Genomic DNA, 25,067 nt, shown 5'->3' on the forward strand with positions numbered 1-25,067 from the left:
CTGCGGAAAAAGGGACATGAATGCCAACGCCGACATCGACGTGGTCCGACCATCTGGGCTCTCGGCACTGCCGCCCGAATTCGACAGCGCGGTGGCGTGGGCTGCCTGGCTCTACTATGTCGACCAGCTTAACCAGAGCGATGTGGCCAAGGTCATGAACGTCTCCAGGGCGAGCGTGGTACACTATCTGCAGGAGGCACGCGAAAGCGGACTTGTCGCCGTGCAGGTCGACCACGACGCTTTTGCCCGCACCTTGACCTCGCGGCGTCTCATGGAAAAATACGGGCTTCGCGGCGCCGCGGTTATCCCCGACCTTGATCCAAACGATGCCGACCGCCGCATCGGCGAAGCGGCAGGCCGGTTGCTGGCGTCGATGGTCGATCCGGGCGACACGATCGGCGTTGCCTGGGGAAAAACGGTGCTCGCTGCCGCCCGCTCGATCCCACGACTACGGCATGATCGGAACCTCACCGTCGTCCAGCTCTCGGGAAGCTCGATCGGCACCAGCGATTTCTCGCCGGAATTTTGCACCTCGCTGATGGCCAATCGACTCGGCGCCCGCTGCATAAACCTGCTTGCCCCGGCGATCGTCTCCACCGAGGAACTGCACGACGAACTCATGCAGGAGCCGATGCTCGTCAACCAGTTCCGCATGATCCGTGCCGCCGGCAAGGTCATCTTCGGGATCGGCGATATCGGGCCGGAGAGCACCTATGCCCGAGCCGGGATATCGGATGCCGCCGCACTTGCCGGCATGATCGAGCAGGGAGCGCTCGGCGTCATCATCGGGCGGTTCATCGACGCCCAAGGAGCCCCTTTCGCAACACCGCTCGACGGGCGCACCGTCGGCATCACGCTCGATGAATTGAAAGCGGTGCCCGTCCGCATCTGCGCCGCCGGTGGCGCCCGCAAGATGGGGGCGATCAGGGCTGGGCTCGGCGGCGGATACGCGACACATTTTGTCACCGACATGGCCACCGCGAACATTCTCTTGGAATAACCAGCACTTGGACTAACCAGCACTCGGTGGAACTTATCGTCTCGGGAGGACAATCATGGGCAGCAGCGACGGACCTCTTGTCGTCGGCCTCGACAGTTCCACGCAATCCTGCAAGGCGATTGCCTGGAGCCGGGACGGACGAGCCGTGGCGGAAGGCCGCGCGCCGCTCGATCTGATGAAGCCGAGGCCGGACTACGTCGAGCAGGAGGTCACCGACTGGTGGCGGGCCGCAACAGTGGCGCTGCGACAGCTTGTCGGCGCGGTCGATGCGAAACGCATCGCCGGTATCGCGATCTCCAACCAGCGCGAGACCGTAGCCCTCATCGACGGCGCCGGCGAGCCGATCGGACCCGCGAGCCTCTGGCTCGACGAACGTGCCGCCGGGCTGGTCGACCGTTTCGCGGCGGAGATCGGCCGTGAGCGGCTGCACGCGATCACCGGCAAGCCGATCGATGTGACGCCGGTCGTCTACCGCCTGAAATGGCTGCGCGAGAACGAGCCGGAACGGTTGGACCATGCGAAGAAAATCCTCGACGTGCACGGCTATCTGACGCTGAAACTGACGGGAACGCCAAGTGCGAGTTGGACGAGCGCCGATCCGTTCGGTCTCTTCGATATCTCGCGTAAGGCATGGTCGCAGCCGCTCCTCGATCATCTCGGCATCAAGCCGTCGCAACTTCCCGATGCGGTGCGGTCCGGCACGCGGGTCGGGACCGTTCATGCCGCGGCCTCCGCCGCAACGGGCCTTTCCGAAGGTACGCCGGTGATTGCCGCCGGCGGCGATGGGCAATGCGCCGGGCTCGGCGTCAATGCCATGCGCGACGGCGTCGTCTATCTCAATCTCGGAACTGCGATCATCGCGGGAATCTGGTCGCGAGAACCGGTGGTCGGCGCCTTCTGGCGTACCATGACCTCGCCGACAGGCGATGGCTATTTCCTCGAGGCAGTGCAGCGGGCGGGTGTCTATTTCGTCAACTGGTTCGTCGACAATTTTGCCGGCGGGCGCTCCGATCCAGCGATCTTCGACCGCCTGGAAAGGGAAGCGGCGGCCGTCCCGATCGGCTCGGACGGACTTCTCGCCGGCACCACCCTGGTCGGTTGCATGGACCCGCATTGGGATCCGAGCGCGCGCGCGAGCTTCATCGGCATGCACCCCTCGCACACGCTCGGTCACTTTTATCGTGCGGGGCTCGAGGCGATGACGCTGCAAACCGCCCGGGCTCTCGAAGAGATGCGCAGTCATGGTCTTTCGCCGGCGCAGATGGTGGCGATCGGCGGCGGCGCCAACAGCAAACTTTGGACAAAGATGATCGCGGACGCGACCGGGATCTCGATCCACAAGGGTCACAATGCCGAAGCCTCCTCGCTCGGCGCGGCGATCAGCGCCGCGGTCGGCGTCGGATGGTTCGAAAGTTTTTCTGAGGCGGCGGATGCCATGACCAGCATCGCCGAGACGATCGAACCGGACCCCAGCTGCCGAGAAGCGTGGGACGCGCTCTCGGCTAGGCAGGCCAAGGTCTTCCCCGCGACCCAATTCGCCTGGCGGAATTGAGACCGGCGCGGCAAGCAAGCTCTCGAACTGGAGCGTATAAAAAGCGTCCCGCTACTTCAACCCACCCACAGCCTGCTGATAGACATCAGGCTTGAAGCCGACGAGGATACGATCGCCAAGATCGAGGACCGGCCGCTTGATCATCGTCGGTTTGGCCAGCATCAGCGCTTTGGCGTTCTTCTCGTCGAGACTCAGCTTGTCCTTGTCCGACAGTTCGCGAAATGTCGTGCTCGCCTTGTTGAGCAGGATTTCCCAGCCGACCTTGCCGGACCAACTGTCCAGCCGATCCGCCTCCAGTCCTTCAACCCTGTAGTCGTGAAAGCGATAGGCGACATCATGGCTCTGCAGCCAGACACGCGCCTTCTTGATCGTGTCGCAATTGGTGATGCCGTACATCGTGATCGTCAAATTTTTGGCCCTCGGACTGATCGCTCATCGAATCTGGCGCACCGTAAACCACCTTTCAGACATTGCCAGCGACCCCGCAGGCATCCTCACAATTTTTGCGCTTGCCAATACTAAGGTTTTTACCTAAGTAACATAAATTATGTCCGGTGACGCGAGGACGACATGACCGTGGCAACAAGCCTGCACTCCGCCAGCCCGCCGCCGATCGACGGCATCTTCCGGGCGCTGTCCGATCCAACGCGCCGCCGTGTTGTCGAGCGGCTGAACAGAAGCCCCGCCTCGGTTAGCGAACTTGCCCAGCCCTTCGACATGGCCCTGCCCTCCTTCATCGAGCATCTCAGGGTGCTGGAAGGCTGCGGGCTCGTGCATTCCGAAAAAGCCGGCCGTGTCAGGACCTACCGGCTTGCGCCTGAGCCACTGAAGCTTGCGGAAAACTGGCTGGTCGAGCAGCGCGCGCTGTGGGAACGCCGCCTCGACCAGTTCGACGACTACGTCCTAAAACTCAAGGAGAAAGACAAATGAGTTCGACCCTGCTGCTCAAACCCGACCCAAAACTCGACCTCGTTCTCGAACGCGTCATCGACGCGCCGCGCGAGCTTTTGTGGACAGCCTGGACGACACCCGAACATGTTCGGCAATGGTTCACACCGAAGCCGTGGATCGTCACCGATTGCGAGATCGACCTCAGGCCCGGCGGGCTGTTCAGGACCCGCATGCAGTCGCCTGATGGCAAGGAGGTCAACGACCGGCATTGCTGCTACCTCGACATCGTGCCCAACGAGCGGCTGGTGTGGACCGATGCGTTGCTGCCCGGCTATCGGCCGTCAGGGGACCCATTCATCACAGCGGTTATATCATTGCAGCCGGAAGGCAAGGCGACGCGCTACACCGCGACAGCCATCCACCGGGATGAAGCGACACGCAAGAACCACGAGGAAATGGGCTTTTTCGATGGCTGGGGCACCGTGGCCGACCAGCTTGCGGAATATGTGAAGGGGATTTGAGCAGATTGATCATGACGTGGCGATCAACGGCCAGCGATCCAGGGAGTCAAGCATGGTCGAGAAACCCACCTACCCCGTCACGCCGAGGTCAGATAGCAGCCGCGCTCGATGGCGAGGCGGCGCACCAGCGCCAGAACGCTGTCGATGGTGGGCGTCGGCTGGCCGGTCAGCCGGCCAAGCTCCTGGACCGCCGTCACCAGTGCGTCGATCTCCATCGGCCGGCCGCGCTCCAGGTCCTGCAGCATCGACGTCTTGTGCTCGCCGACCTCGCCGGCGCCCTTGATGCGGCGGTCAACCGTGATCGCGAAACGGACGCCGAGGCTTTCGCCGATCGCCTGCGCCTCCAGCATCATGGTGCGGGCAAGCGCGCGGGTGGCCTCGTCGGCAGCGATTGCCGCAAGCGTGCTGCCGGTCAGCGCGGAAATCGGGTTGAAGGAGAGATTGCCCCAGAGCTTCACCCAGATCTCACTTCGGATGTCGTCGCGAACCGGCACCTGCAGCCCCGCCGCAACCATCTCCTCGGCAAGCCGCATGACACGTTCGCTCTTCTCGCCCGAGGGCTCACCAAGCGAGAAGCGTTTTCCCTCGATATGGCGGACCAGGCCGGGCGCATCCACCTCGGCAGCAGGATAGACGACCGAGCCGATGACTCGATCCGGCCCGAGCCGATCCCAGATCACCCCACCTGGATCCACCGCTTGCAGCCGCGTACCTTCGAGCGATCCGCCAGCCTTGTGGAAATACCACCACGGCACGCCATTCTGCATGGTGACGACGGCCGTCCCCTCGCCCAGCAGCGGTGCGATCTGGTCGAGCGCTGGCGCAAGCGAATGGGCCTTGAGCGCCAGCACGACATAGTCCTGGACGCCTAGCTCCTGCGCTTGCGCGGCGGCCCTGACAGAGGCGGTTGATTCATGACCGTCTTCGATCAGGCGAAGCCCGGCCGTCTTGATCGCGTCAAGATGAGCGCCCCGCGCCACGATCGACAGATCGACCCGGCCGGCCATGGCAAGTTTGGCCGCGAGATAGCCGCCGATCGCGCCGGCGCCAAAAATGGTGATCCGCATCATCAGCCAGGCCCGGGTTTGGCAAGACCGAGTTTGGTCGCGAGACCGATGCGCTGCAGCTTGCCCGTCGCGCCCTTCGGGATTTCGTCCAGGATCAGGACAATGCGCGGCACCTTGAAGTCGGCAAGACGGAGCGCGGCAAAGCTGCGGATGTCGCCTTCGGTGGCAGCCATGCCCTCGCGCAGCACGATCGCAGCCGCGACCTCCTCGCCGAGCTTGTCGTGTGGCGTGGCGAAGGTGACGACCTGGGCCACAGCCGGATGGTCCATCAGCACGTCGTCGACCTCGAGCGGCGAGATCTTCTCGCCGCCACGGTTGATGATCTCCTTGAGCCGGCCGGTGACGCGCAGATAACCATCGTCGTCGAGCATGCCCTGATCGCCGGTATGAAACCAGCCATGCGCGAAGGCGGTGGCATTGGCGTCCAGATTTTTCTCGTAGCCGGCGGTGACATTGGGCCCGCGAATGACGATCTCGCCGGTCTCACCAGGCTGCAGCAATTGCCCGTCCAGCGCCATCACCGCCACTTCCGGTCCGGCGGCGGCGCCGACGCTGCCCGGCTTGCGCAGGCCCGGCGGCAACCGGTTCGAGGCCATCTGGTGCGCGGCCTCGGTCATGCCGTAGGATTCGATCACCGGACAGCCGAAGGTCGCCTCAAGCTCCGCCATCACTTGCGGCGGTAGCGATGCCGAGGACGAGCGGATGAAGCGAAGAGGCGCGGCGGCCAATGCATCGGCATTGCGCGCCGCCCGCGGCAGGATCGCCTGATGCATGGTCGGCACGGCCGTGTACCAACTCGGGCGCGCCTCGCTAAGCCAATGGAAGAAGCGCAGCGCGTTGAAGCCCGGCGTGCAGAAGACGCTGCCGCCGGCGGCGAGCGAGGACAGCACCGCCCCGATCAGCCCATGAATGTGGAACAGCGGCATGATGTTGAGGCAGCGATCACCGGCCGTCAGGCCAAGCGTATCGCCGATATGGGCGGCCGAGGCGGCGAGATTGGCATGGCTGAGCGGCACCAGCTTGGGTCGTGACGTGGTGCCGGACGTGTGCAGCAACAGCGCGATGTCGCCGTCCTCAGCCGGGCCGGGCGAAACAGACGGACCAACCGGTTTGCCCTCGATCTCAAAACTGCCGGCTGACGCGTCACGGAGTGCTATGAGCCTGAGCACAGCTATGCCGAGACGCTCGGCAACCGCGACCGCCGGACCACTCTCGTCCTCGGCGACCAGGATTGCGTTGGCGCCGATGTCGGAGAGATAAAAATCGAGTTCGTCGGCCCGGTAGGCCGGGTTGAGCGGCGCCGTTGACGCCGCTGCGGCCACCGCGACAAAGGCAGTGGCCATCTCCGGCCCGTTCGGCAGCACGATGGCCACCCGGTCGCCACGGCCGAGGCCCAGCGCATGCAGTTGCGCCGCCGTCTCGGAGATCAGGCGGCGCAGTCCGCCATGGGTGAGCGTGATCCTGTCGGGTGCCGAAATCGCCGGCGCATCGTCCGCTCCGGCAGCAAGCCGTTCAATGATCGACACTTCAGACAACGCGAACCTCTAGGTCGCCGACGCCATCGATATGACCGCGAAGAACATCACCGCGAACAACCGCCCCGACGCCCGCCGGCGTGCCGGAAAGAATGATGTCTCCCGGCATCAGCGTGAAGAGGCCCGAGAGATAGCTGATCATTTCCGGAACTTTCCAAATCATCTGGTTGAGATCGCCGGTCTGTTTTCGCTGGCCATTGACGTCCAGCCAAATCGCGCCCTGGTCGGGATGACCGATCGAGCTTGCCGGAACCAACGGCGTGCATGGCGCCGATGCCTCGAAGGCCTTGCCGACCTCCCAAGGACGGCCCATGTCCTTCGCCTTACCTTGCAGGTCGCGCCGCGTCATGTCGAGACCTACGCCATAACCGAATACGCAGTCCAAAGCCTTTTCGACCGCGATGTCCGTACCGCCGCTTTTCAGCGCCACGACCATTTCGATCTCGTGATGGACATCGCTGGAGGCCGGTGGATACGGAAATTCCCCTGTCGTATCGAGGTTGTCGGGATTTTTCTGGAAGAAGAAAGGCGGCTCCTTATTGGGGTCGTGTCCCATCTCGACTGCATGCGCGGCATAGTTCCGCCCGACGCAATAAACCCGGTGCACCGGAAACGCCTTGTCGGTTCCCGCCACCGGAATGCTCGGGATTGCGGTCGGTTCGATGACATAGCTTGAGGTCGTGCCGTGCATGTTCACTGTCTTGCTCCTGCGTAGTATTCGACTTTGGCTTCGGCCCTTTCGATCAGTTCGGCGATCAGCAGGGCGAAGGCAAAAAGGATGATGGTCAAGGCCCAGAATTCGGCCATGCGGAAATTTCGCGAGAAGGTCTCGAACAGCGCACCGTAGCCGACGATGGCGACAAGCAACTGGCCAATGACGACGCCCTTGACGCCGCGGATGAGGCCGAGGCGGATGCCGGCAAGGATTTCCGGCAATGCCGCCCAAAGGATGATCTTGCAATAGAGCGCCGGGCGCGAGGCGCCATAGGAACGCGCCATTTCGATTAGCGACGGCGAGATATGGCGGACCCCGGCGCGCGTGTCGAGAACGATGATCCAGATCGCAAACAGGAACACCGCCGCAACGATCGTCTTCTCGCCGAAGCCGAACAGGATCATCAGCACCGGGACGATCGCCGACAGCGGTGCGCTTGAAAAGATGTTGACCCACATGCCGAGCAGGTCGTCGGCAATCTTGACGCGTCCCATCAGGATGCCCAGAGGCACGCCGATAACGATCGACAGGGCCATGCCCATGGCGAAGGCGCGAAGGGTCGTGACCGTCGCGCTCTGCCAGGACGGGGTCTGCACCAGACCGACGGCTGCAGCCAGCACGTCGCTAAACGGCGGCAGCAGAAAGACAAGGTCCAGCCGGCCGACGATTTCCCATACGACGCACCAGACGAACAGAGACGCCATCATTGGTATACGGTAGCCAAACAAGGTCATGGCCGGTCATTCCACATATTGCTTCAGCCCCTGCCAGATCTCCTCGACGGTATCGAGATAGTGCCTGTCGCGATGAATGCGCTCCGGGTCGCCGGAGCGATCGATTTCCGGTTCGATGATCTGCGAAACCCTGCCGGGTCTGGGTGACAGCAACACGATGCGGTCGGAGATGTAGACCGCCTCCTCGATCGAGTGGGTCACGAAGATGAAGGTCTTGTTCTGGTTGGTGCGCAGCCGGATCAGGTCTTCCTGGAACTTCCGCCGATTCTGCTCGTCGACCGCCGAAAACGGTTCATCGAGGAGGAGGACATCGGCATCGACCGATAAGGCCCGTGCCAGGCCGACGCGCTGGCGCATGCCGCCCGACAGCTCGTGGGGATACTTGTCCTCGAAGCCGGCGAGACCCACCTCGGCGATGTAGCGCCGGGCGATCTCCTCGCGTTCGGCCTTGTTGGTGCCGCGCAGTTCAAGTCCGAAGGCCACATTGCGTGTCACGGTCGCCCAAGGCATCAGCGCAAAGTCCTGGAACACGAAAGCGCGTTCGGGGCCTGGTGCGCTGACGCGCTTGCCGTTGATCGCGACGGTGCCCCCATCGGCCCGTATCAGCCCCGCTATGATCTTCAACAGCGTCGTCTTTCCGCAACCGCTGGGTCCGAGAAGGCTGGTCAGCTTGCCCCTGGGAAAGTCGAGATCGATGCCGCGCAACGCCTCGACATTGCCGTAGGTTTTGGAAATTCCTCTCACTTCCACGATTGAATCGATCGGTGCGGGAACCGGCGACGGTCCATTTCGCAATGCGGTCGCGACCATCTTAAGCACCTCTACTCTCGGGCCTGAAAACACGGACTTCCACCCACTGCAGAAAGACGAGTGTGAGGGTAGAAAGCGCGATGATCGAGGCAATTGTTGCGTACATCTCGGCGTAGTCTGCGCGCGAGCGGTGGAAGGTGATGAGGTCGCCGATGCCGGTCGGGGTAATCAGCAGTTCGGCGAGTACCACGCCGACGAACCCGGCAGCGACTCCGAGGCGCAAGCCGGCAAAAATCACCGGGCTGGCGTCGGGAAGAATGATCTTGGCGACGGTCTGCCAGCGTGTGCCCAGGAACGATCGGCACATGACCAGCAGCGACTCGTTGACGTTGCGCACGGCCTTGTAGGTATTGAGCACGATGACCGGCAGCGCCAGGATCATGACGGCGAGCGTCTTGGCGGTCATGCCTATTCCGTAGACGAAGGTGACCATTGGAATGAAGGCGGCGACAGGTGCAGCCTGAAGCACGATGAACACGGGGATCACCAGCCATTCGCCGGTGCGCCATAGGCCACAGATCGTGCCGAGGCCGACACCCAGGAACGCCGACAGGACAACGCCGAGCACCAGCGGCTGCAGTGTCGAAAGGTAGGCGGTTGCTAGGCTGCCGTCGGCGAGCAGTCCGAAAAACGCGACGAGCGTGTCGGAAAAGGTCGGGAAGGCGAAGCTGACGGGAATACGCCCGGCCACCTCCCAAATTCCCGCGAACAGGGCGATCGACACCAGCCTGAGCAGGATCGGCTGGTCCCACGATGCGCCCGTTGCGCTGCGATTGGAAAGAGGAGCGAGGCCGGCAGCCTCGCCGTCGGTTCTGATGCTTACGGCCATCCGGCAGGCCGCCTATTTCTTGCCGAGCTTGGCGACGGCACGGTCGATTGCGGAGACATCCCAGAAGTCCTCAACCTTGAGGCTCGCTGGATCGCCTTCGATCTGGCCGGCAAGGCTGAAGAAGGCAAAGTCGTCTTTGGCCGCATCCGCTCCGCCGCCATTCAGCGCAAGGCTGCCGGCTTCCGCGGTTTCCTTGTAGTATTCAGTGATTTCGCTATCTGCCTCCGCGCCGAGATCCGGCAGCAGTTTGTACTTGTTGCGGAGCTCGACCGCCACGGTTGGATTCTCAGTTATTTCACGCGCGGTCTTCATCAGTTCCTCGACCAGGATGTCGACGTCGGCGGCGTTGTTCTTCAGATAGTCCGCGGTCGCGAAAAGCGCTTCATCCGAGGCGCCGAGATCCTCGACCGGCAGAACGATGAACTTGCCGGGGGCTTCGGCCTCGAGCGCGCGCCTGTTGGCGGCATCGACGATCGACGCCTTGATGGTCCCCTGGAGCAGCGCATTGCGGCGAACCTCGGAACCCGGGACATAGCTGATGTTACCGAGCTTGATGCCGTGGTTTTTCGCCATCAGGAGCATGACCGCCTCGGTGCCGGAGCCGCGCGCCTGAACGGCGACTTCCTGCCCGTCCAGATCCTTCCATTCCTTGTAGAATTCGCTGTTGACGACGGGAAAGAAGCGCAGCGTCGATATCTGCGCGAAGATGCGGATCGGCACACCTACCTTCTGGATCAGAGTATAGGGCGCACCGATGCCGACATCGGCCTGGCCGCCGACAATGGCCTGGGCAGCCAGATCCTCGTCATTGAGAACGATGAGTTCGACATTCACGCCGCGCTCCTTGGCGCGCTCTATCGCGGCGAGTGTCTGGATAGATTCTATACCGGGAAGGTCGCCGAATGCGATGCGCATGTCGCCCGCATTGGCGGCCGACAGGGGCAGTGCCCATGCCAGAGCCGCGGCAAAAGCGGTGGCAAGGATGGTACGTCTGGTCATGCTGGCCATTGTCATTCCTCCCGTTTTTTGTAACCATTACCTTGATTGGTTAAGGCTATGGAGCGGATTGGTCAAGGAGAAACTGCACCATGTCGGACGCGTTGGCCCAGAAAACTCGGCAGTTGACGGTTTGCGCTAATCGTTTTAACACCGACAAAGGGAAATCATATGCGAATTGGTTAAATTGATGGACGATCCCGGAAATGGCGGCCACGCCGCCCTGGTTCAGCTTCAGGCCTATCTTGCCCAGATGGACCATGCCGGTGAGACTCGGCTGCCTGCCGAGCGGGAACTGTCCGAGAGCCTCGGCGTATCGCGCGGCGATCTGCGCAAGGCGCTGGCGGTGCTCGAGAAGGACGGCCGCATCTGGCGTCACGTCGGCAGGGGCACCTTCGTCGGCAGTGGACCGGTCGAGGAGACGATCGGCATTTCGGAAATCGCCGGGCGCACGAATCCGGCCGACGTGATGCGCGCGCGCCTCATCATCGAGCCCGAGATTGCGCGCGAAGCGGCGCTGCACGCCACGCTTTCCGATATCGCCTCGATGCGGCAATCGTTGGTGCAGACGCGGGATGCCGGCACATGGCGGCAATACGAGAACATCGACAATCTGCTCCACCGGCAGATTGCGCAGGCGAGCCGCAACAATGTGTTGCTCGGCCTGTTCGACGTGCTGAACGCCGTGCGCCGAACCGTGGTCTGGGGACGTCTTCGTTCAGAAGGCACCCGCCCTCCGGCAGACCATCACAGCTTCGCCGACCATGAACGGATCGTCGAAGCGATAGCCGAGCGCGACCTCGGCGGCGCGGCGGCGGCGATGCGCCTGCATCTCCAACAGGTCGAGCGGCGCCTGATCCCTGTCCGCGAAGCCGCCGAATAGTTTGGATTGGCCACGCTACAGCGCCGCGCGACTTTCTTAGACGCGCGGCGCTGTTCGGGGTTATCCGCTAAGCGCCGTAGCCGATGATGCCCTTGATCTCGAGGAAGTCGTGGATCGCCCAATCGGCGTATTCGCGGCCGTTGCCCGACTGTTTGTAGCCGCCGAAGGGCGCGAACGTGTCCCATTCCGGATAGTTGATCGAGACTTGCCCGGCGCGCAGGCGGCCGGCGACTTTTCGCGCGTGATCGATATCGCCGGACTGCACATAGGCGGCGAGGCCATAGACGGTGTCGTTGGCGATCTTCACCGCGTCGTCGTCGTCATCGTAGGAGATGACCGAAAGCACCGGCCCAAAAATCTCCTCCTTCTCGATGGTCATGCCCGGCTTGACGTGGCCGAAGACGGTCGGCCGCACGTAATAACCGCGATTAAGATGCTCCGGCCGGCCGGGACCGCCGGTGACCAGCGTAGCACCCTCGGCGATGCCGGCCTCGATCAGCCGCTGGATCTTGTCGAACTGGATGTTGCTGACCACCGGCCCGAGCTTGGTCTCTTCCGAGCGCGGATCGCCGACCTTGTGCGCCTCTGCCGCCTTCTTGGCGATCGTCAGCGCCTCATCGTGGCGGGCGGCCGGCACCAGCATGCGCGTCGGCGCATCGCAGGACTGGCCGCTATTGCCGAAACAGGCGTTGACGCCCTTGCGCACGGCCTTCTCGAAGTCGGCATCGGCAAGCACGATGTTGGGCGATTTGCCGCCGAGTTCCTGCGCCACGCGCTTGACCGTCTCGGCCGCCGTCTTGGCGACGATGATGCCGGCCCGGGTCGAGCCGGTGAAGGAAACCATGTCGACATCCGGATGGCCGGCCATGACCTGGCCGACATCGGGACCGGTGCCGTTGACCATGTTATAGACCCCGTTCGGGGTGCCGGCCGCTTCCATCACTTCCGAAAAGATGATGCCGCTGATCGGCGCGATCTCAGAAGGCTTCAGCACGACCGTGCAGCCGGCGGCGATCGCCGGCGCCACCTTGCAGACGATCTGGTTGAGCGGCCAGTTCCACGGCGTGATCAGCGCACAGACGCCGATCGGCTCCTTGACCACCATGGTGGTGCCGCGCTTCTCGCTGAATTCATAATCCTCCAGCGCTTTGATAGTGGCTTCCATATGCGCCCTGCCCGCCCAGGCCTGCGCTTCGCGCGCCCAGGTGATCGGCGCGCCCATCTCCTGGCTGACAGCCTGGGCGATGTCCTCGTAGCGCTCGTTGTAGACTTCGAGGATGCGCTTCAGCAGCTTCAGGCGCTCGGCCTTGCTGGTTTGCGAAAAGGCCGGAAAGGCCGCCTTCGCCGCCGCCACGGCGCGATCCACATCGGCCTTCGAGCCGACGGAGATTTTCGTATAGGCCTCCTCGGTCGACGGGTCGATCACATCCAGCGTTGCCGGCACCACGGGCGCGACCCATTTTCCTTCGATAAAGAAGTTCAGGTGATTGCTCATGGGTAGTGCTCCGGTTTTCTGGAAACGATGAGGGTCAGATTAGCTGGGTAGCATTGGGCAGTTAGCGCCACGGCGCAGGCTGATATGCGCCACGTCGCCGACGCGGAATTGAAAACCTTCCGCCCGGCGTGGCGCATCGATCACCACTGGTATCCCCTGCCCCAATTCGGCGTGCAGGCGCAAGGTGCGGCCGTGAAAGACGATGCTGCTCACCCGCACCGGCGCGGTGCCGGTCGCTGCTTCGGTCGTCGCTAAAAGATCCTCCGGACGCACACCGATGGTTCGCATCGAGCCTTCTCCCGGCGCTTCGCCGGTTTCCGATGTGGCTTCGAGCGGCAAGGCGCCGGCGGCGAAACGCAACCGATCGCCGTCACGGCCGACAAAGCGCGACTGCAGCAGGTTCATCGTGCCGATGAAACTGGCGACGAATTTGGTGGCGGGCCGGTCGTAGAGCGTGGCCGGCGGCGCAATCTGCTCGATGCGGCCCCTGTTCATGACGACGATACGATCGGAGATCGACAGCGCCTCGGTCTGGTCGTGGGTGACCAGGACGAAGGTAGTGCCGAGCCGCGACTGCAGCCGCTTCAATTCGACCTGCATCTGTTCGCGCAGATGCGCGTCGAGCGCCGACAGCGGCTCGTCGAGCAGCAGCACACGCGGTTCGCAGACAATCGCGCGGGCAAGCGCGACGCGCTGGCGCTGGCCGCCCGACAATTCGGACACGCGGGCGCCGAGCTTCTCGGCAAGGCCAACCATGTCGAGCGCTTCGCCGACGCGCTTTGCCTGTTCTGCCCCGGAAAGCTTGCGCAGCGACAGGCCGAAGCCGACGTTTTCGGCGACATCCATGTGCGGAAACAGCGCATAGTCCTGGAACACGGTGTTGACGGGACGGTCGAACGGCCGCAGCGAAGTAACGTCACGACCGTCGAGCAGCACCCGTCCGCTCGACGGGCTTTCGAACCCTGCGATCACCCGCAGGCTAGTGGTTTTGCCGCAGCCGGATGGGCCGAGCAAGGTCAGGAACTCGCCGCGGGCAATGTCGAGATCGACGGCGTCGAGACCGACGATGCCGCCGGGGAAAATCTTCGACACCGCATCCAGCCGGACGAGAGGATCAGGCGCCATCGCGAACCTCGGACGGCTTGGTCGTGTTGACCCAGAGGATCTGGCAGCGCTCGGTGCCCGAATTGCGGAAGGCATGCAGCAAGGTGCTTTTGAAGGCGAAGCTGTCGCCGGTCTTCAGCCCGTAGGTGGTTGAATCGATCACGAGTTCGACTTCGCCCGACAGGACGAAACCGAATTCGTGGCCGGGATGGGCATAGGCTTCGACGGTGCCGCCACCGGCTTCTACCGTCACCAGCATGCCGGTGAGCGTAGCGGCCGGCGGCGATAGCAGCGCCTTGGCGATGCCTTCCGACTTCACCGGGATCTGCCGCCGGCCGTTGGCGCGCACGCAATAGAGGTCGTTGCCGGCTTCGTTGCCGTCGGCGATCAGCGCCGAAGGCTCGATATCAAGCGCGGCGGCGAGCGGCCAGATCACCTTGACGCGAAGCGAGGACAGGCCGCGCTCGATCTGGCTGAGCGCCCCGATCGAAACGCCGGCCTTGGCGGCAAGCTCGGCCAGCGAAAGACTGCGTTCCAGCCTGAGCGCCCGCACGCGCCGGCCGACCCGCACGTCAGCGTCGTCCCTCGGCTTTTCAGCCGCTTCGTTCAGCATGTCCATGCATACATCCTCGTTCGCCAACGCTTTCCCTTCTCCCCCCGTGGGAGAAGATGGCCGAGCGAAGCTCGGACGGATGAGGGGTGTTCCAGCTTGGCAAACCCCGCATTCTGTCCAGCACCCCTCAACCGTCTCGACGCTACGCGCCGATCCACCTTCTCCCACAAGGGGAGAAGGAAGAGCGAACTCAGCCGCCTGCCTTGACCTTCTCGAACATCTTGGCGAGTTCGTCATTTTGTTTCATCGGCCCGGTGAAGACGGTGGTCTTCAGCATCACTTCCGGATCGGACGGCAGTTGCAGTTTTTCCAGTTCCTCCTTCGGCACCGCGGCGAAGGCAGAGCTGTTCGAGCTGCCGTAACCATAGGCCTGGATCAGGTATTTTCCCGAATCCGTCTCCAGCCGGCTGTTGATGAAGTCATAGGCGAGGTCGACATTCTTGGCGTCCTTGAGCAAGACGAAGCCGCATGCCCAGGTCAGCATGCCTTCCTTAGGCTTCATGAACTCGACAGGCACGCCCTGCTTCTTCAGCGAGGTGGCCGACGCGTTCCAGGTCATGGCGGCGACCAACTGGCCGCTCGCCAGCGCCTGTTCGACCGAGGTCATGTCGGTGGTGTAGTTGGAGAGCAGCGGGCGCTGCTCGCGCAGTTTTTCAGCCACCTTTTCCATCTGTTCCGGCGTCATGTCGAACGGATTGACGCCGGCGAGAAGCGCCGCCACCACCGGCGTATCGTGGACGGCGTCGATCGTCGCCATGCGCCCGGCATATTGCTTGTCCCACAGCAGGTTCCAGCTCGGTTCCGGATTCTTCACCAGATCGGTGCGGTAAAGGATCGAGGTGTTGCCCCAATCCCACGGCACCATCCAGACCTTGCCGTCGCCGGCCTGCAGGTCGGGCAGGTTCTTGAAGACCGGAAAGATCGAATCCCAGTTCTTGATGCGCTTGGTGTCGATCGGCTGTAGCAGGCCTTCCTTGTTCCAGCGCGCCACTTTGTCGTAGCAGGGATGCGCGACGTCAGGACGGAAACCGGCCTTGACCTTGGTGAAGGCGTCATCGTCGTCGCCGAACATCGAGGCCTCGACGCCATCGGGGTGTGCGGCGAGGAAGCTCTTGTTGAAGTCGGGAAGTTCGTAGCCCGACCAGGTGAAATATTGCAACTTGTCGGCCGCAAGCGCGACGGTCGACGAAAGCGCCAGCGCGAAGGCTGCCAATCCGGCTTGGACTGTCTTGCGATTTATCGATTTCAAGTCGAATGCCATTGCAGTTCTCCTCTTTCGGTTTCTTCTGGTTTGGACAGGTTGGCGGGTACCGGCCGCTGAGCGGCGGCGAGCCCGCGATGGCGCAGGATTTCGGCAATTGCCGCGATGACGAAGGACACGGCCAGGATGGCCGTGCCCAGTGCCATGACGGTGGGCAGCGATTTCGGGAAACGCAGCTGGCTCCAAATGTAGAGCGGCAAGGTCGGCTCGGTGCCGGCGAGGAAGAAGGCGACGATGAACTCGTCGAAGGACGTCAGGAAGGCCAGCATGAACGCTGACACAATGGCGGGCAGGCTGAGCGGCAGCATGACCCGCCTGAACGTCGTCCAGTCGGACGCGCCGAGATCGAGCGCCGCCTCGTGGATGGTCTTGGGGATAGCGGCGAAGCGGCTTTTCATGATCACCACCGTCGTCGGCAGCGCCACCAATATGTGGCCGAGCACGATGGCAGTGCGTGACGGTCCGAAGCCAATGAGGTTGACCAGGATCAGCAGCGAGATGCCGACGATGACGCCGGGGATCAGGATCGGCAGCCGGGCGATGGCGCTGATCGTGACGGCAAGCGGCGAGCGGCCGAAGAGGTCCATGTAAGACACGGTGATGCCGCAGAGCGTCGCGCCCGTGGCGGCAATTGCACCGATGACGAGGCTGTTGGCAAGCGCGCCGGACAGTGCCGAATTGCCGGACAGCGTCGCGTACCATTCAAACGTGAAGCCTTGCAGCGGAAACGCCGCCTGGATCGAATTGTTGAAGGAAAACAGCGGGATCAGCAGTATCGGCAAGTACAGGAACACCAGATAGGCAAGGACATAGGCGCCGAGCCAACCGCCACCCTGCTTTGCATCGATACGCGCCGTGTTCATGTCCGGCTGCCAAATCTGCGGTCGGCGGAACGCACAACCAGCACCACGGCGAGGATGACCAGCATGACGGCGACGGCGAGTGCGGCGCCGAACGGCCAGTCATTGGCCTTGCCGAACTGGGCCTGGATCAGCGTGCCGATCATGGTGCTGGCAGGGCCGCCGACCAGCGCCGGAGTGACATAGTCGCCAACCGTCGGCACGAAGACGACGAGAGCCGCCGCCAGCACCCCCGGCATCGAGTTCGGCAGCACGACGCGGCGGAAGCTGGTGAACGGTCTGGCGCCGAGATCGGAAGCAGCTTCGAGCAGCGATTTCGGGATCGTGTCCAGCGCCACATAGATGGGCAGGATGGCGAACGGCGCATAGGCGTGGGCGAGCGTGACGACGACGGCGGCCGGCGTGTTGAGAAACGCCAGTGTCGGTTCGGACCAGATGCCGCTTTCGATGAGCGCCGAGTTCAGCACGCCATTATAGGCGAGCACGATCTTCCAGGCGAAGACGCGCAGGAGATAGCTGGTCCAGAACGGCAGCGTCACCAGAAACAACAGCAGCCCGCGCCGCCGTCCGGCGTGGAAGGCAAGATAGTAGGCGACGGGATAGGCGGTGACGACCGTTGCCAGCGTTACCAGGCCGGCGATGGCCAGCGAGCGCAGCGTCACCGTCCAGTACAGCGGGTCGGATGCCACGGTGATGAAATTCGCAAACGTGAAACCGGCACCCAGCAGCGAACCGTCATTGCCGCGAAGGGCGAGGAAAACCACGAGGCCGAGGGCAAACAGGATCAGGAAGAAGGTGACCAGCCCGCCCGGCAGCAGCATGGCCAACCGGAAACCCGTCGAGGACCGGGACTCCGGCAGCGGCTGCCTTGCAACGATGGTCGACATCGGGTTGCCCATCGGAATTTGAAATCACTCAAGAGTTTTTCATAATCATGAAACTGTCAAGCTGATTCCTGCATCGGCATAAAATCAGCGCTCGAATGCATCCAGCATACGATACCAGGCGATCGTCGCGGCGACACCGACCTGCCGAAAGGCATGCAACCGGATCGGCCGGATCGGCGAGACCGGGAACGGCAATTGCCTGGCGTCGCCGCTCACCAGATAGCCGGCAATGCGCTCGCCAAGCGCGGTCATCAGGCCGACGCCACGGCCCTGGCAGCCGACCACGGCCATCAGGCCCTGCTCGGGCTCGTGGATATGCGGGAGGTGATCCGGCGTCATCGCCACTCGGCCAAACCAGCGCTTTTCGATGGCTACGCCGGATAGCGCCGGATAGAGCCGGAGCAGCGCGCGCTCGAGATGCGCCCAGTCACCTTCGCTGGTCGGCAGCGCCATCCGGCCGCGCCCGCCGAGCACCAGGCGCCCATCGGCACTCTTGCGGTAATAAACGAGGATGCGGCGTGAGTCCGACACCGCTTGCCCCTCCGGCAGAATCCCGGCCGCCAGATCGGGCGGCAGCGGTGCTGTCGCGATCTGGAAGGAGTGCAGCGGAACGATCGTCTCGGCGAGACCGGGGAGCAGGTCGCCGGTATAGGCGTCCGTCGCCAAAATGACCGCTTTGGCCTGCAATTCGGCGCCGCCCTCCGTCGAGATGCGCCAAATGCCGGCGTTGTTATCGAGGCGCACCACCTTCTGGTGCTCGGCGATCTTCACGCCCGCGGTCGAGGCGATCCGTGCCAGTTCCGACGTGTAGGCAAGCGGATCAATCACGCCGGCGCGGCGGTCGAGCCAGCCGCCGAGATAGCCCTGCGCGCCAGTTAACGCGGCGATCTCGGTCTGGCTCAGAAGCCGGACATCGGCGCCACGGTTCCGCCACTGCCGGTTCCTGTTCGCCACCGCCTTCAGCGCCGTCTCGGTGTGCGCTGCCTGGATCCAGCCATTGCGGACGAACGGCACCGCCAGTTTCTCGTCGCGGATCAATTCGAAGACGGTGTCCGCCGTCGAGGCGGCAAAATTGACGAGGATCTCGCCGCGTTCCGGGCCAAAATGCTCCAGCAGCCATTCCGGATCATATTTCAGGCCGGGGATGACCTGACCGCCATTCAGGCCCGATGCGCCCTGGCCGATTTCGCCGGCTTCCAGCACCTGCACGGCAAGGCCGAACCGGGCTGCATGCAAGGCTGTCGACAGACCGAGAATCCCGCCGCCAACAATGACGACATCGGCACGCTGGCCGCCGGGAAAAAGCGACCGGAACGCAGGGGCCGCCGGCGGCTTCTGCCAGATCGGATCGGAAAACGGTAGGGGCAAGGGTCACCTGAAATGTGCTTCGTCAAGTGAAAATCCTAGTGACGATTTCATGATTTTGAAAGGGCGTTTGATCTCGGCATCAGCGGATTGAAGAGGTCCGCCGATGCGAAATGCAGCGCAGGGCTCGACCGCGAGGAACGGGATAGACCTTTGGCGGGAATTTGTTGAAAGTGCCGCCGCCGCCGACCAGGCTCTTTATGAACCATTGGTCCGGCAACGACGATCGTCGCAGCAGAACAAGACAAGCAGAGGACCGCAGCCATGACGAACACCACTCTCCTGCCTGACGACGGCCTCTTCATCGGCCGCGTCAGGACAAGCGAAGCGTCCCATCCGCTGGTGGTCACGGTGCGCGGCGGCACGGTCTTCGACATCACGTCGAGCATGGCACCGACCGTGCGCGACGTCTGCGAGATGCCGGACCCAGCAGGGTACGTCCACGCGGCCGCGGGCGAACCGATTGGATCGCTCGACGCAATCGCCGCCAACAGCCTTCAGGCCGCGCGCGATCCGCAAAAACCAATCCTGCTTTCTCCGGTCGACCTGCAAGCGGTCAAGGCGTCGGGCGTCACGTTCGTCGTCAGCCTGCTCGAACGGGTCATCGAGGAGCAGGCGCGTGGCTCCGCCGAGAAGGCGGACGCCATTCGCGCCGACATTGCCGGGCTGATCGGCCACGATCTGTCGAAGCTCAAGCCCGGCTCGCCGGAAGCGATGGAGATCAAGGCCAAGCTCATCCAGCGTGGCGCCTGGTCGCAATATCTGGAAGTGGGCATCGGCCCCGATGCCGAGATCTTCACCAAATGCCAGCCGATGGCATCGGTCGGCTTCGGCGCCGAAGTCGGCCTGCATCCGGTTTCCACCTGGAACAATCCGGAGCCGGAAATCGCCATGATCGCCGCCAGCAGCGGCAGGATCGTCGGCGCGACGCTTGGCAACGACGTCAATCTGCGCGACGTCGAAGGGCGCTCGGCGCTGTTGCTCGGCAAGGCCAAGGACAACAATGCCTCGGCCGCGCTCGGCCCGTTCATCCGGCTGTTCGACGATAACTTTTCCATCGACGACGTGAAGCAGGCCATCGTGCGCCTGAAGGTCGAGGGCGAGGACGGTTTCTCGCTGGAGGGCGCCAGCTCGATGGCCGAGATCAGCCGCTCGCCGGAAGAGCTGGTCGCGGCCGCCATGGGTCCGCATCACCAATATCCGGACGGGCTGGCGCTCTATCTCGGCACCATGTTCGTGCCGTCGAAGGATCGCGGCGAAAAGGGCAAGGGCTTCACGCACAAGGTCGGCGACATCGTCACCATCTCATCGGAGAAATTCGGCGCCCTGGTCAACCGGGTGCGGCTGTCACCCGACTGTCCCCACTGGACCTACGGTGCCAGCCATCTGATGCGCGACCTCGCCAGGGCCGATCTTATCTAGGTTCCCGCCCCGACTGCGACGGAGAGATGTCCCGGCCTGGTGCTCGAATTGAGGATCCGCCTGCCTGGAAAATATCAGCCAAACTGATGCAATCTGATGGGACTGCTGATGGCGCCTTGTCGCGCGCCAACTACCACTGGCAAATGGAGGCTTGCCATATGTCGAAAAAGCGGATGCTCTGATGCATCCAGATCGGCGCTGGCAAGAAATACGATCAGGGTTTGCCGTGATCGTCGTCGGAGGTGGAGGATGTTTTCAAAATGGGAGGAAATCAAATGCTGACAAGGCTACGACTATTTGTATTCGGCTTGATCGTGGCGCTGGCCATCCCGGCGGCGGCACAGGCCAAGACCTTCTACTGGATTTCGCATGGCGGCCCGGCCGATCCGGTCTGGACCTACTTCCTCGCCGGCGCCAAGCAATGGGCGACGGACACCGGCAACACCGTCAACACCTCGTTCCACAATGGCGACGTGTCGTCCCAGCAGGAGGCTGTTCGCGCTGCCATCGCCGCCAAGGCGGACGGCATCACCACCACCAGCCCCGACCCGGGCAGCCTTATCGAGCTCGCTAAGGAAGCACGGGCGGCAAACATCCCGATCATCAATTTCAACACGCCCGATCCGAAGGCGGACTTCAACGCCTATGTTGGCGGCGACAACGTCACCTTCGGCAAGAACTGGGCGCAGTATCTGGTCGACAAGGGCCTGGTGAAGAAGGGCGATTTCGTCTGGATGCCGGTCGAAATCCCGGGCGCCACCTATGGCGTTCAGGAAGAAGAAGGCATCAAGAGCGTCTTCGAGCCGCTCGGCATCACCTATGAAATCACCGAAGCCACGCTTGACCAGGCCGAAGCGATCAACCGCATGGTCGACTACCTCACCGCCAACAGGGCCAAGGTCAAAGCGATCATCGGTCTCGGCGACCTGGTGACCGGCTCGATCAAGCGGGTGTTCGACCAGGCCGGCATCAAGCCGGGTGAAATCCCGGTCGTCGGCTGGGGCAACTCGCTCGACACCACCCAGGAGGTGCTGACCGGCTACGTCAATGCCGCGCAGTGGCAGGATCCGCAGGCGACCAGCTATGTGGCGCTTTCGATCGCCAACATGGCCGCCAGCGGCATTCCGCCCGGCTTCGACGTGATCACCGGCGCACTCTACGAAAAGGACACCGCACAGGTCTACGACGACATCCTGTCCGGAAAATAAAACCGCGATCGGGATGGTCGCGGCATGCCCGCCACGATCATCCCCATCATCCCGCTGAGCCTCGAACCGCCTCATGCGGCGCCGGGTTTGGCCAGTTCCAACCATGTCGCGGGTCCAACGTGGAAAACAGTTCCATCATCCAACGCTCGATCGCCAGGCCGGAATTCGGGCCCTTCGTGCTGCTTGTCGTCGAGCTCGCGGTGTTCTGGGGGTTCAACCACGACTTCCTGTCGCCGCAGAACATCAGCAACATATTGGCCTTCACGGTCGAGCTCGGCCTGATCGCGCTGGCGATGACGCTGTTGATGACTTCAGGCGAATTCGACCTCTCGGTCGGATCGCTGTTCGGTTTCTCGCCCGTCTTGATGTGGACGCTCTTCAACAGCGACCTCACCTCGCTGGAAGCCGGCTTCGTCGTGGCCTTGCTGGTTGCCGCCTTCATCGGGCTGGTCAATGGCTGGTTCGTGACGCAACTCAAGATCCCGTCCTTCCTGGTGACGCTCGGCATGCTGCTGGTGGTGCGCGGCACCGCTCTATTCGTCACCAGCGGATTTCCGCAACGCACCTGGAGCGCCGAAGGCAGCTGGCTCGCCGAGGCGCTGGTCGGCGATTTCTTCATCGGGCCGTTCCGCATCTACATGTCGCTGTTCTGGTTCATCGCAGCCGCGATCGCACTCGGCTACGTGCTGACGCAAAGCCGGACCGGCAACTGGATCCAGGCGGCCGGCGGCAACCCCAACGCGGCAAGGGCGCGCGGCGTCAATGTCAGCGGCGTCAAGATCGGCCTGTTCATCCTGTCGTCGATCATGGCTTCGCTTGCCGGCGTCATCAGCTCGCTGCGCACCTCGGCGGCCAACCCGAACAGCGGCACCGGGTACGAACTCGAAGTCATCGCCATGGTGGTGATCGGCGGCACGGCGCTGACCGGCGGACGCGGCACCATCATCGGAACCGTGCTCGGCATCCTGATCCTGCGCGTGATGCGCAACGGCATCGTGCTGATCGGCGTGCCAGGGCTTGCCTACAACATCTTCATCGGCGCGATCATCCTCGGCATGATGGCGCTCCACTCATGGCTGGAACGCCGGCATCAGGCGGGGACTTGAACCATGGCCGAACCGCTTGTCCGCATGGAAAACATCCGCAAGTCCTACGGGCGTGTGCAAGCGCTGGTAGACGCCAATTTCCATGTCAATGAAAGGGAGATCGTCGGTCTGCTCGGCGACAATGGCGCCGGCAAATCGACGCTGATCAAGGTGCTGTCGGGTGCGGTTCCGCTGACCAGCGGGGACATCTTCATCCGCGGCAAGAAGGTGGACTTCCGCAGCACCAGCGACGCCATCGCCCACGGCATCGAGACGATCTACCAGGACTCGGCACTGGTCACGCAATTGTCGATCGCGCGCAACCTGTTCCTCGGGCGCGAGCCGATCAAGCCGCCGCGTTTCCTCAACCGTATGGACCAGGAGGCGATGAACGTGGTCGCCCGCGATCTGCTCAAGCAGGTCGGCATCTCGAAGAACATCCCGCCGACCACACCGATCGGCTCGCTCTCCGGCGGCGAGCGGCAGGCCGTGGCGATCGCGCGCGCCATGCATTTCGACAGCGACCTCATCATCCTCGACGAGCCAACCAACAATCTCGGCGTCGCCGAGACGCAAGGTGTGCTGAGCTTCGTGCGCAGCGCCCGCGATTCCGGCCATTCCTGCATCTTCATCGCCCACAACATCCATCATGTCTTCCAGGTGGTTGACCGCATCGTTGTCATGCGCCGCGGCAAGGTGGTAGCCGACGATATCGATCCGAAGAGCACCAACGTCGCGGAAGTCGAACGGATCATCACCGGCATGTCCGACAAGGAGATCCACGACGCCATCGTGCAGGGGAAGCAACCGCAGGGCTGAGTGGCCAGTTGGACGCCGGGTTGGCCGTATCTCTGGTACAGGATCACATCGGCTCCTATGACTGCGACAATGAAAGCCACCGTTGCGGACATCGCCAGAAGCTGCGGGCTGTCGACCGCGACGGTCGACCGGGTGCTGAACAACCGGCCGGGCGCCAGCGCCGCCAACCGGCAGCGGGTAATGGAGGCGGCCAAGCAGCTCGGCTATTTGCCGGTCGTGGATCAGGTCACGCTGCCCTCGCGGCCGGCGCATCTCGAGTTCTTCCTGCCGATCGGCTCCAATGCCTTCATGATGGATCTGGCAAATCATATCGAGGATTATGCGGCACGCCTGCCGCTTGTCGCCTCCTGCCGGATCCACAAGCTCGCCGGCATCTCGCCGAACGCGTTGCAGGCGGCGGTCGAAAACCTCTCGCTCAAGGCAAACGGCGTCGGCGTCATTGCGGTCGATCACCCGAGAACGCGCAACATCCTGCGCGAGATCGTCGAGGCCGGCATCCGCCTGGTCACGCTGGTGTCGGACGTTCCGGGCGCACCGCGATCGGCCTATGTCGGCGTCGACAACCGTGTCGCCGGGCGCACCGCAGCCCTTTTGATGGGGCGTTTCCTGGGCGGGCGCTCGGGCCATCTGGCAATGGTCGTCGGCTCACGCTCCTACCGCGGGCATGAGGAACGCGAAATGGGCTTTCGCTCGGTGCTCAGCGAGGAGTTTCCCAATTTGACCGTGACCAGCGCCGTGGAGATCAACGACGAGCCTGATATCAGCTACACGGCGACGATGAAGGCATTGCACAACGAGCCGGAGTTGCTCGGCATCTATTGCGTCGGCGCCGGACGCTCGGGCGTGGCGAAAGCGCTGCTGGAAGCCAAGCCGCAAAGGAAGCCGGTGTTCATCTGCCACGACCTGACGAGGGCGACACGCGGCTATCTCGTCAACGATCTGCTCGATGTCGTCATCGACCAGAATGCACGACTGATCGCCGAGCAATCGGTCATTCGCCTGCTCGGCTCGATCGCTTCCTCGGCGCCTTATCTGACGCGGAAATTCATCGAGCCGCGCCTTATCTTCAAGGAAAACGTCCCGGTGCAGTGACGCCGCGCTCCAGACCGACATCGCGAATTTTGAGACGACGCCGCAAATCTGCACACGAGCTATGCAACTTTTGTTGTTGCCGAATCATTAAGCAACCCATATATGTTGCGTGTCGGCCATCTACTCCTCCCAGATGTGATGCCGACGCTGAGTGCGGCGCACCTCCTCCTCCCGTGCCGTATTCGACATCAAGCCCGCTGCCACCTCCTCCCGGCAGCGGGCTTTTTTTGTTCTGGTAACCGGTCGGCCGTGAACTATCCGCAAACCGTTGATCTGGCATCCTGATTAGGGCGGAGGTCGGCTTTGGAATTGCAGGATTTGCG

Annotated in this window: 26 protein-coding genes; 10 read left to right on the plus strand and 16 right to left on the minus strand. The window is 63.0% G+C overall.

Annotation, left to right across the window (positions count from 1 at the left end):
* The first annotated feature begins 16 nt into the window (after positions 1-16).
* Complete coding sequence (locus CIT26_RS07245; RefSeq protein WP_095491947.1) at positions 17-1,000, plus strand: sugar-binding transcriptional regulator; 984 nt, start codon at positions 17-19, stop codon at positions 998-1,000.
* A 55-nt stretch (positions 1,001-1,055) separates the two neighbouring features.
* Entirely contained in the window at positions 1,056-2,552 is a 1,497-nt protein-coding gene (locus CIT26_RS07250; RefSeq protein ID WP_095491948.1) for a xylulokinase, read from the plus strand.
* A gap of 51 nt (positions 2,553-2,603) precedes the next feature.
* On the opposite strand, the gene CIT26_RS07255 is transcribed toward CIT26_RS07250, so the two are convergent.
* On the minus strand, positions 2,604-2,960 hold the full coding sequence (locus CIT26_RS07255) for an ArsC family reductase (protein WP_095491949.1): 357 nt from the start codon (positions 2,958-2,960) through the stop codon (positions 2,604-2,606).
* A 162-nt stretch (positions 2,961-3,122) separates the two neighbouring features.
* On the opposite strand from CIT26_RS07255, the gene CIT26_RS07260 reads away from it, so the two are divergent.
* Together CIT26_RS07260 and CIT26_RS07265 are read left to right on the plus strand one after the other, a co-directional pair.
* Positions 3,123-3,482, plus strand: coding sequence for an ArsR/SmtB family transcription factor (locus CIT26_RS07260; protein ID WP_095491950.1), 360 nt, complete (start codon positions 3,123-3,125; stop codon positions 3,480-3,482).
* Entirely contained in the window at positions 3,479-3,964 is a 486-nt protein-coding gene (locus tag CIT26_RS07265) for an SRPBCC family protein (RefSeq protein WP_095491951.1), read from the plus strand. Before CIT26_RS07260 ends, CIT26_RS07265 begins: the two co-directional genes overlap by 4 nt.
* A 77-nt stretch (positions 3,965-4,041) precedes the next feature.
* On the opposite strand, the gene CIT26_RS07270 is transcribed toward CIT26_RS07265, so the two are convergent.
* The 7 genes from CIT26_RS07270 to CIT26_RS07300 are packed head-to-tail and all read right to left on the minus strand — an operon-like array spanning position 4,042 to position 10,662.
* Positions 4,042-5,031: a 2-dehydropantoate 2-reductase gene (locus CIT26_RS07270; protein ID WP_095491972.1), complete on the minus strand. Its 990-nt coding sequence runs from the start codon at positions 5,029-5,031 to the stop codon at positions 4,042-4,044.
* A 2-nt stretch (positions 5,032-5,033) separates the two neighbouring features.
* Positions 5,034-6,566: an acyl--CoA ligase gene (locus CIT26_RS07275; protein ID WP_095491952.1), complete on the minus strand. Its 1,533-nt coding sequence runs from the start codon at positions 6,564-6,566 to the stop codon at positions 5,034-5,036.
* The gene (locus CIT26_RS07280; protein ID WP_095491953.1) at positions 6,559-7,257 is read right to left on the minus strand and encodes a fumarylacetoacetate hydrolase family protein; all 699 of its coding nucleotides are present in this window, start codon (positions 7,255-7,257) and stop codon (positions 6,559-6,561) included. The genes CIT26_RS07275 and CIT26_RS07280 overlap by 8 nt, the downstream gene beginning before the upstream one ends.
* A 2-nt stretch (positions 7,258-7,259) precedes the next feature.
* Positions 7,260-8,015, minus strand: a complete 756-nt coding sequence (locus tag CIT26_RS07285) for an ABC transporter permease (protein WP_095491954.1) — start codon at positions 8,013-8,015, stop codon at positions 7,260-7,262.
* 6 nt (positions 8,016-8,021) lie between these two features.
* The gene (locus tag CIT26_RS07290) at positions 8,022-8,825 is read right to left on the minus strand and encodes an ABC transporter ATP-binding protein (protein WP_095491955.1); all 804 of its coding nucleotides are present in this window, start codon (positions 8,823-8,825) and stop codon (positions 8,022-8,024) included.
* Between the two features lies 1 nt (position 8,826).
* Positions 8,827-9,654 (minus strand): ABC transporter permease, encoded by an 828-nt coding sequence (locus CIT26_RS07295; protein ID WP_095491956.1) that lies wholly within the window; start codon positions 9,652-9,654, stop codon positions 8,827-8,829.
* A 12-nt stretch (positions 9,655-9,666) separates the two neighbouring features.
* The gene (locus CIT26_RS07300; protein WP_095491957.1) at positions 9,667-10,662 is read right to left on the minus strand and encodes an ABC transporter substrate-binding protein; all 996 of its coding nucleotides are present in this window, start codon (positions 10,660-10,662) and stop codon (positions 9,667-9,669) included.
* 178 nt (positions 10,663-10,840) lie between these two features.
* On the opposite strand from CIT26_RS07300, the gene CIT26_RS07305 reads away from it, so the two are divergent.
* Positions 10,841-11,533, plus strand: a complete 693-nt coding sequence (locus CIT26_RS07305) for a FadR/GntR family transcriptional regulator (RefSeq protein WP_095491958.1) — start codon at positions 10,841-10,843, stop codon at positions 11,531-11,533.
* A 67-nt stretch (positions 11,534-11,600) separates the two neighbouring features.
* Here the strand turns inward: CIT26_RS07305 and CIT26_RS07310 are convergent, their stop codons facing one another.
* The 7 genes from CIT26_RS07310 to CIT26_RS07340 all read right to left on the minus strand — a co-directional run bounded on the left by CIT26_RS07310 (position 11,601) and on the right by CIT26_RS07340 (position 19,121).
* Complete coding sequence (locus CIT26_RS07310) at positions 11,601-13,028, minus strand: aldehyde dehydrogenase family protein (RefSeq protein ID WP_095491959.1); 1,428 nt, start codon at positions 13,026-13,028, stop codon at positions 11,601-11,603.
* 39 nt (positions 13,029-13,067) lie between these two features.
* The gene (locus tag CIT26_RS07315) at positions 13,068-14,153 is read right to left on the minus strand and encodes an ABC transporter ATP-binding protein (protein ID WP_095491960.1); all 1,086 of its coding nucleotides are present in this window, start codon (positions 14,151-14,153) and stop codon (positions 13,068-13,070) included.
* Positions 14,143-14,751 carry a cupin domain-containing protein gene (locus CIT26_RS07320; RefSeq protein WP_095491961.1) on the minus strand — a complete coding sequence of 203 codons (609 nt, stop codon included), beginning with the start codon at positions 14,749-14,751 and terminating at the stop codon, positions 14,143-14,145. Before CIT26_RS07320 ends, CIT26_RS07315 begins: the two co-directional genes overlap by 11 nt.
* Positions 14,752-14,935: 184 nt before the next feature.
* Entirely contained in the window at positions 14,936-16,006 is a 1,071-nt protein-coding gene (locus tag CIT26_RS07325; RefSeq protein WP_095491962.1) for an ABC transporter substrate-binding protein, read from the minus strand.
* Entirely contained in the window at positions 15,991-16,869 is an 879-nt protein-coding gene (locus CIT26_RS07330; RefSeq protein WP_095491963.1) for an ABC transporter permease, read from the minus strand. The genes CIT26_RS07325 and CIT26_RS07330 overlap by 16 nt, the downstream gene beginning before the upstream one ends.
* Positions 16,866-17,753, minus strand: a complete 888-nt coding sequence (locus tag CIT26_RS07335) for an ABC transporter permease (RefSeq protein WP_095491973.1) — start codon at positions 17,751-17,753, stop codon at positions 16,866-16,868. Before CIT26_RS07335 ends, CIT26_RS07330 begins: the two co-directional genes overlap by 4 nt.
* 84 nt (positions 17,754-17,837) lie before the next feature.
* Positions 17,838-19,121: an NAD(P)/FAD-dependent oxidoreductase gene (locus CIT26_RS07340; RefSeq protein WP_095491964.1), complete on the minus strand. Its 1,284-nt coding sequence runs from the start codon at positions 19,119-19,121 to the stop codon at positions 17,838-17,840.
* A 261-nt stretch (positions 19,122-19,382) separates the two neighbouring features.
* On the opposite strand from CIT26_RS07340, the gene CIT26_RS07345 reads away from it, so the two are divergent.
* The 5 genes from CIT26_RS07345 (at position 19,383) to CIT26_RS07365 (ending at position 24,744) form a co-directional block, all read left to right on the plus strand.
* Complete coding sequence (locus tag CIT26_RS07345) at positions 19,383-20,540, plus strand: fumarylacetoacetate hydrolase family protein (protein WP_095491965.1); 1,158 nt, start codon at positions 19,383-19,385, stop codon at positions 20,538-20,540.
* Between the two features lie 275 nt (positions 20,541-20,815).
* Positions 20,816-21,748 carry a substrate-binding domain-containing protein gene (locus CIT26_RS07350; protein ID WP_095491966.1) on the plus strand — a complete coding sequence of 311 codons (933 nt, stop codon included), beginning with the start codon at positions 20,816-20,818 and terminating at the stop codon, positions 21,746-21,748.
* A gap of 119 nt (positions 21,749-21,867) precedes the next feature.
* The gene (locus CIT26_RS07355) at positions 21,868-22,854 is read left to right on the plus strand and encodes an ABC transporter permease (RefSeq protein ID WP_095491967.1); all 987 of its coding nucleotides are present in this window, start codon (positions 21,868-21,870) and stop codon (positions 22,852-22,854) included.
* 3 nt (positions 22,855-22,857) lie between these two features.
* Complete coding sequence (locus CIT26_RS07360; RefSeq protein ID WP_095491968.1) at positions 22,858-23,652, plus strand: ATP-binding cassette domain-containing protein; 795 nt, start codon at positions 22,858-22,860, stop codon at positions 23,650-23,652.
* Positions 23,653-23,721: 69 nt separating this feature from the next.
* Positions 23,722-24,744 (plus strand): LacI family DNA-binding transcriptional regulator, encoded by a 1,023-nt coding sequence (locus tag CIT26_RS07365; protein WP_095491969.1) that lies wholly within the window; start codon positions 23,722-23,724, stop codon positions 24,742-24,744.
* Here CIT26_RS07365 and CIT26_RS37015 read toward each other — a convergent pair.
* Positions 24,719-25,067, minus strand: a 349-nt coding sequence (locus CIT26_RS37015) for a hypothetical protein (protein WP_206072733.1), incomplete at its 5' end; no start/stop codon positions are given. The genes CIT26_RS07365 and CIT26_RS37015 overlap by 26 nt on opposite strands.

It is taken from the genome of Mesorhizobium temperatum (genome assembly GCF_002284575.1).
GTDB classification, from domain to species: Bacteria; Pseudomonadota; Alphaproteobacteria; order Rhizobiales; family Rhizobiaceae; genus Mesorhizobium; species Mesorhizobium temperatum.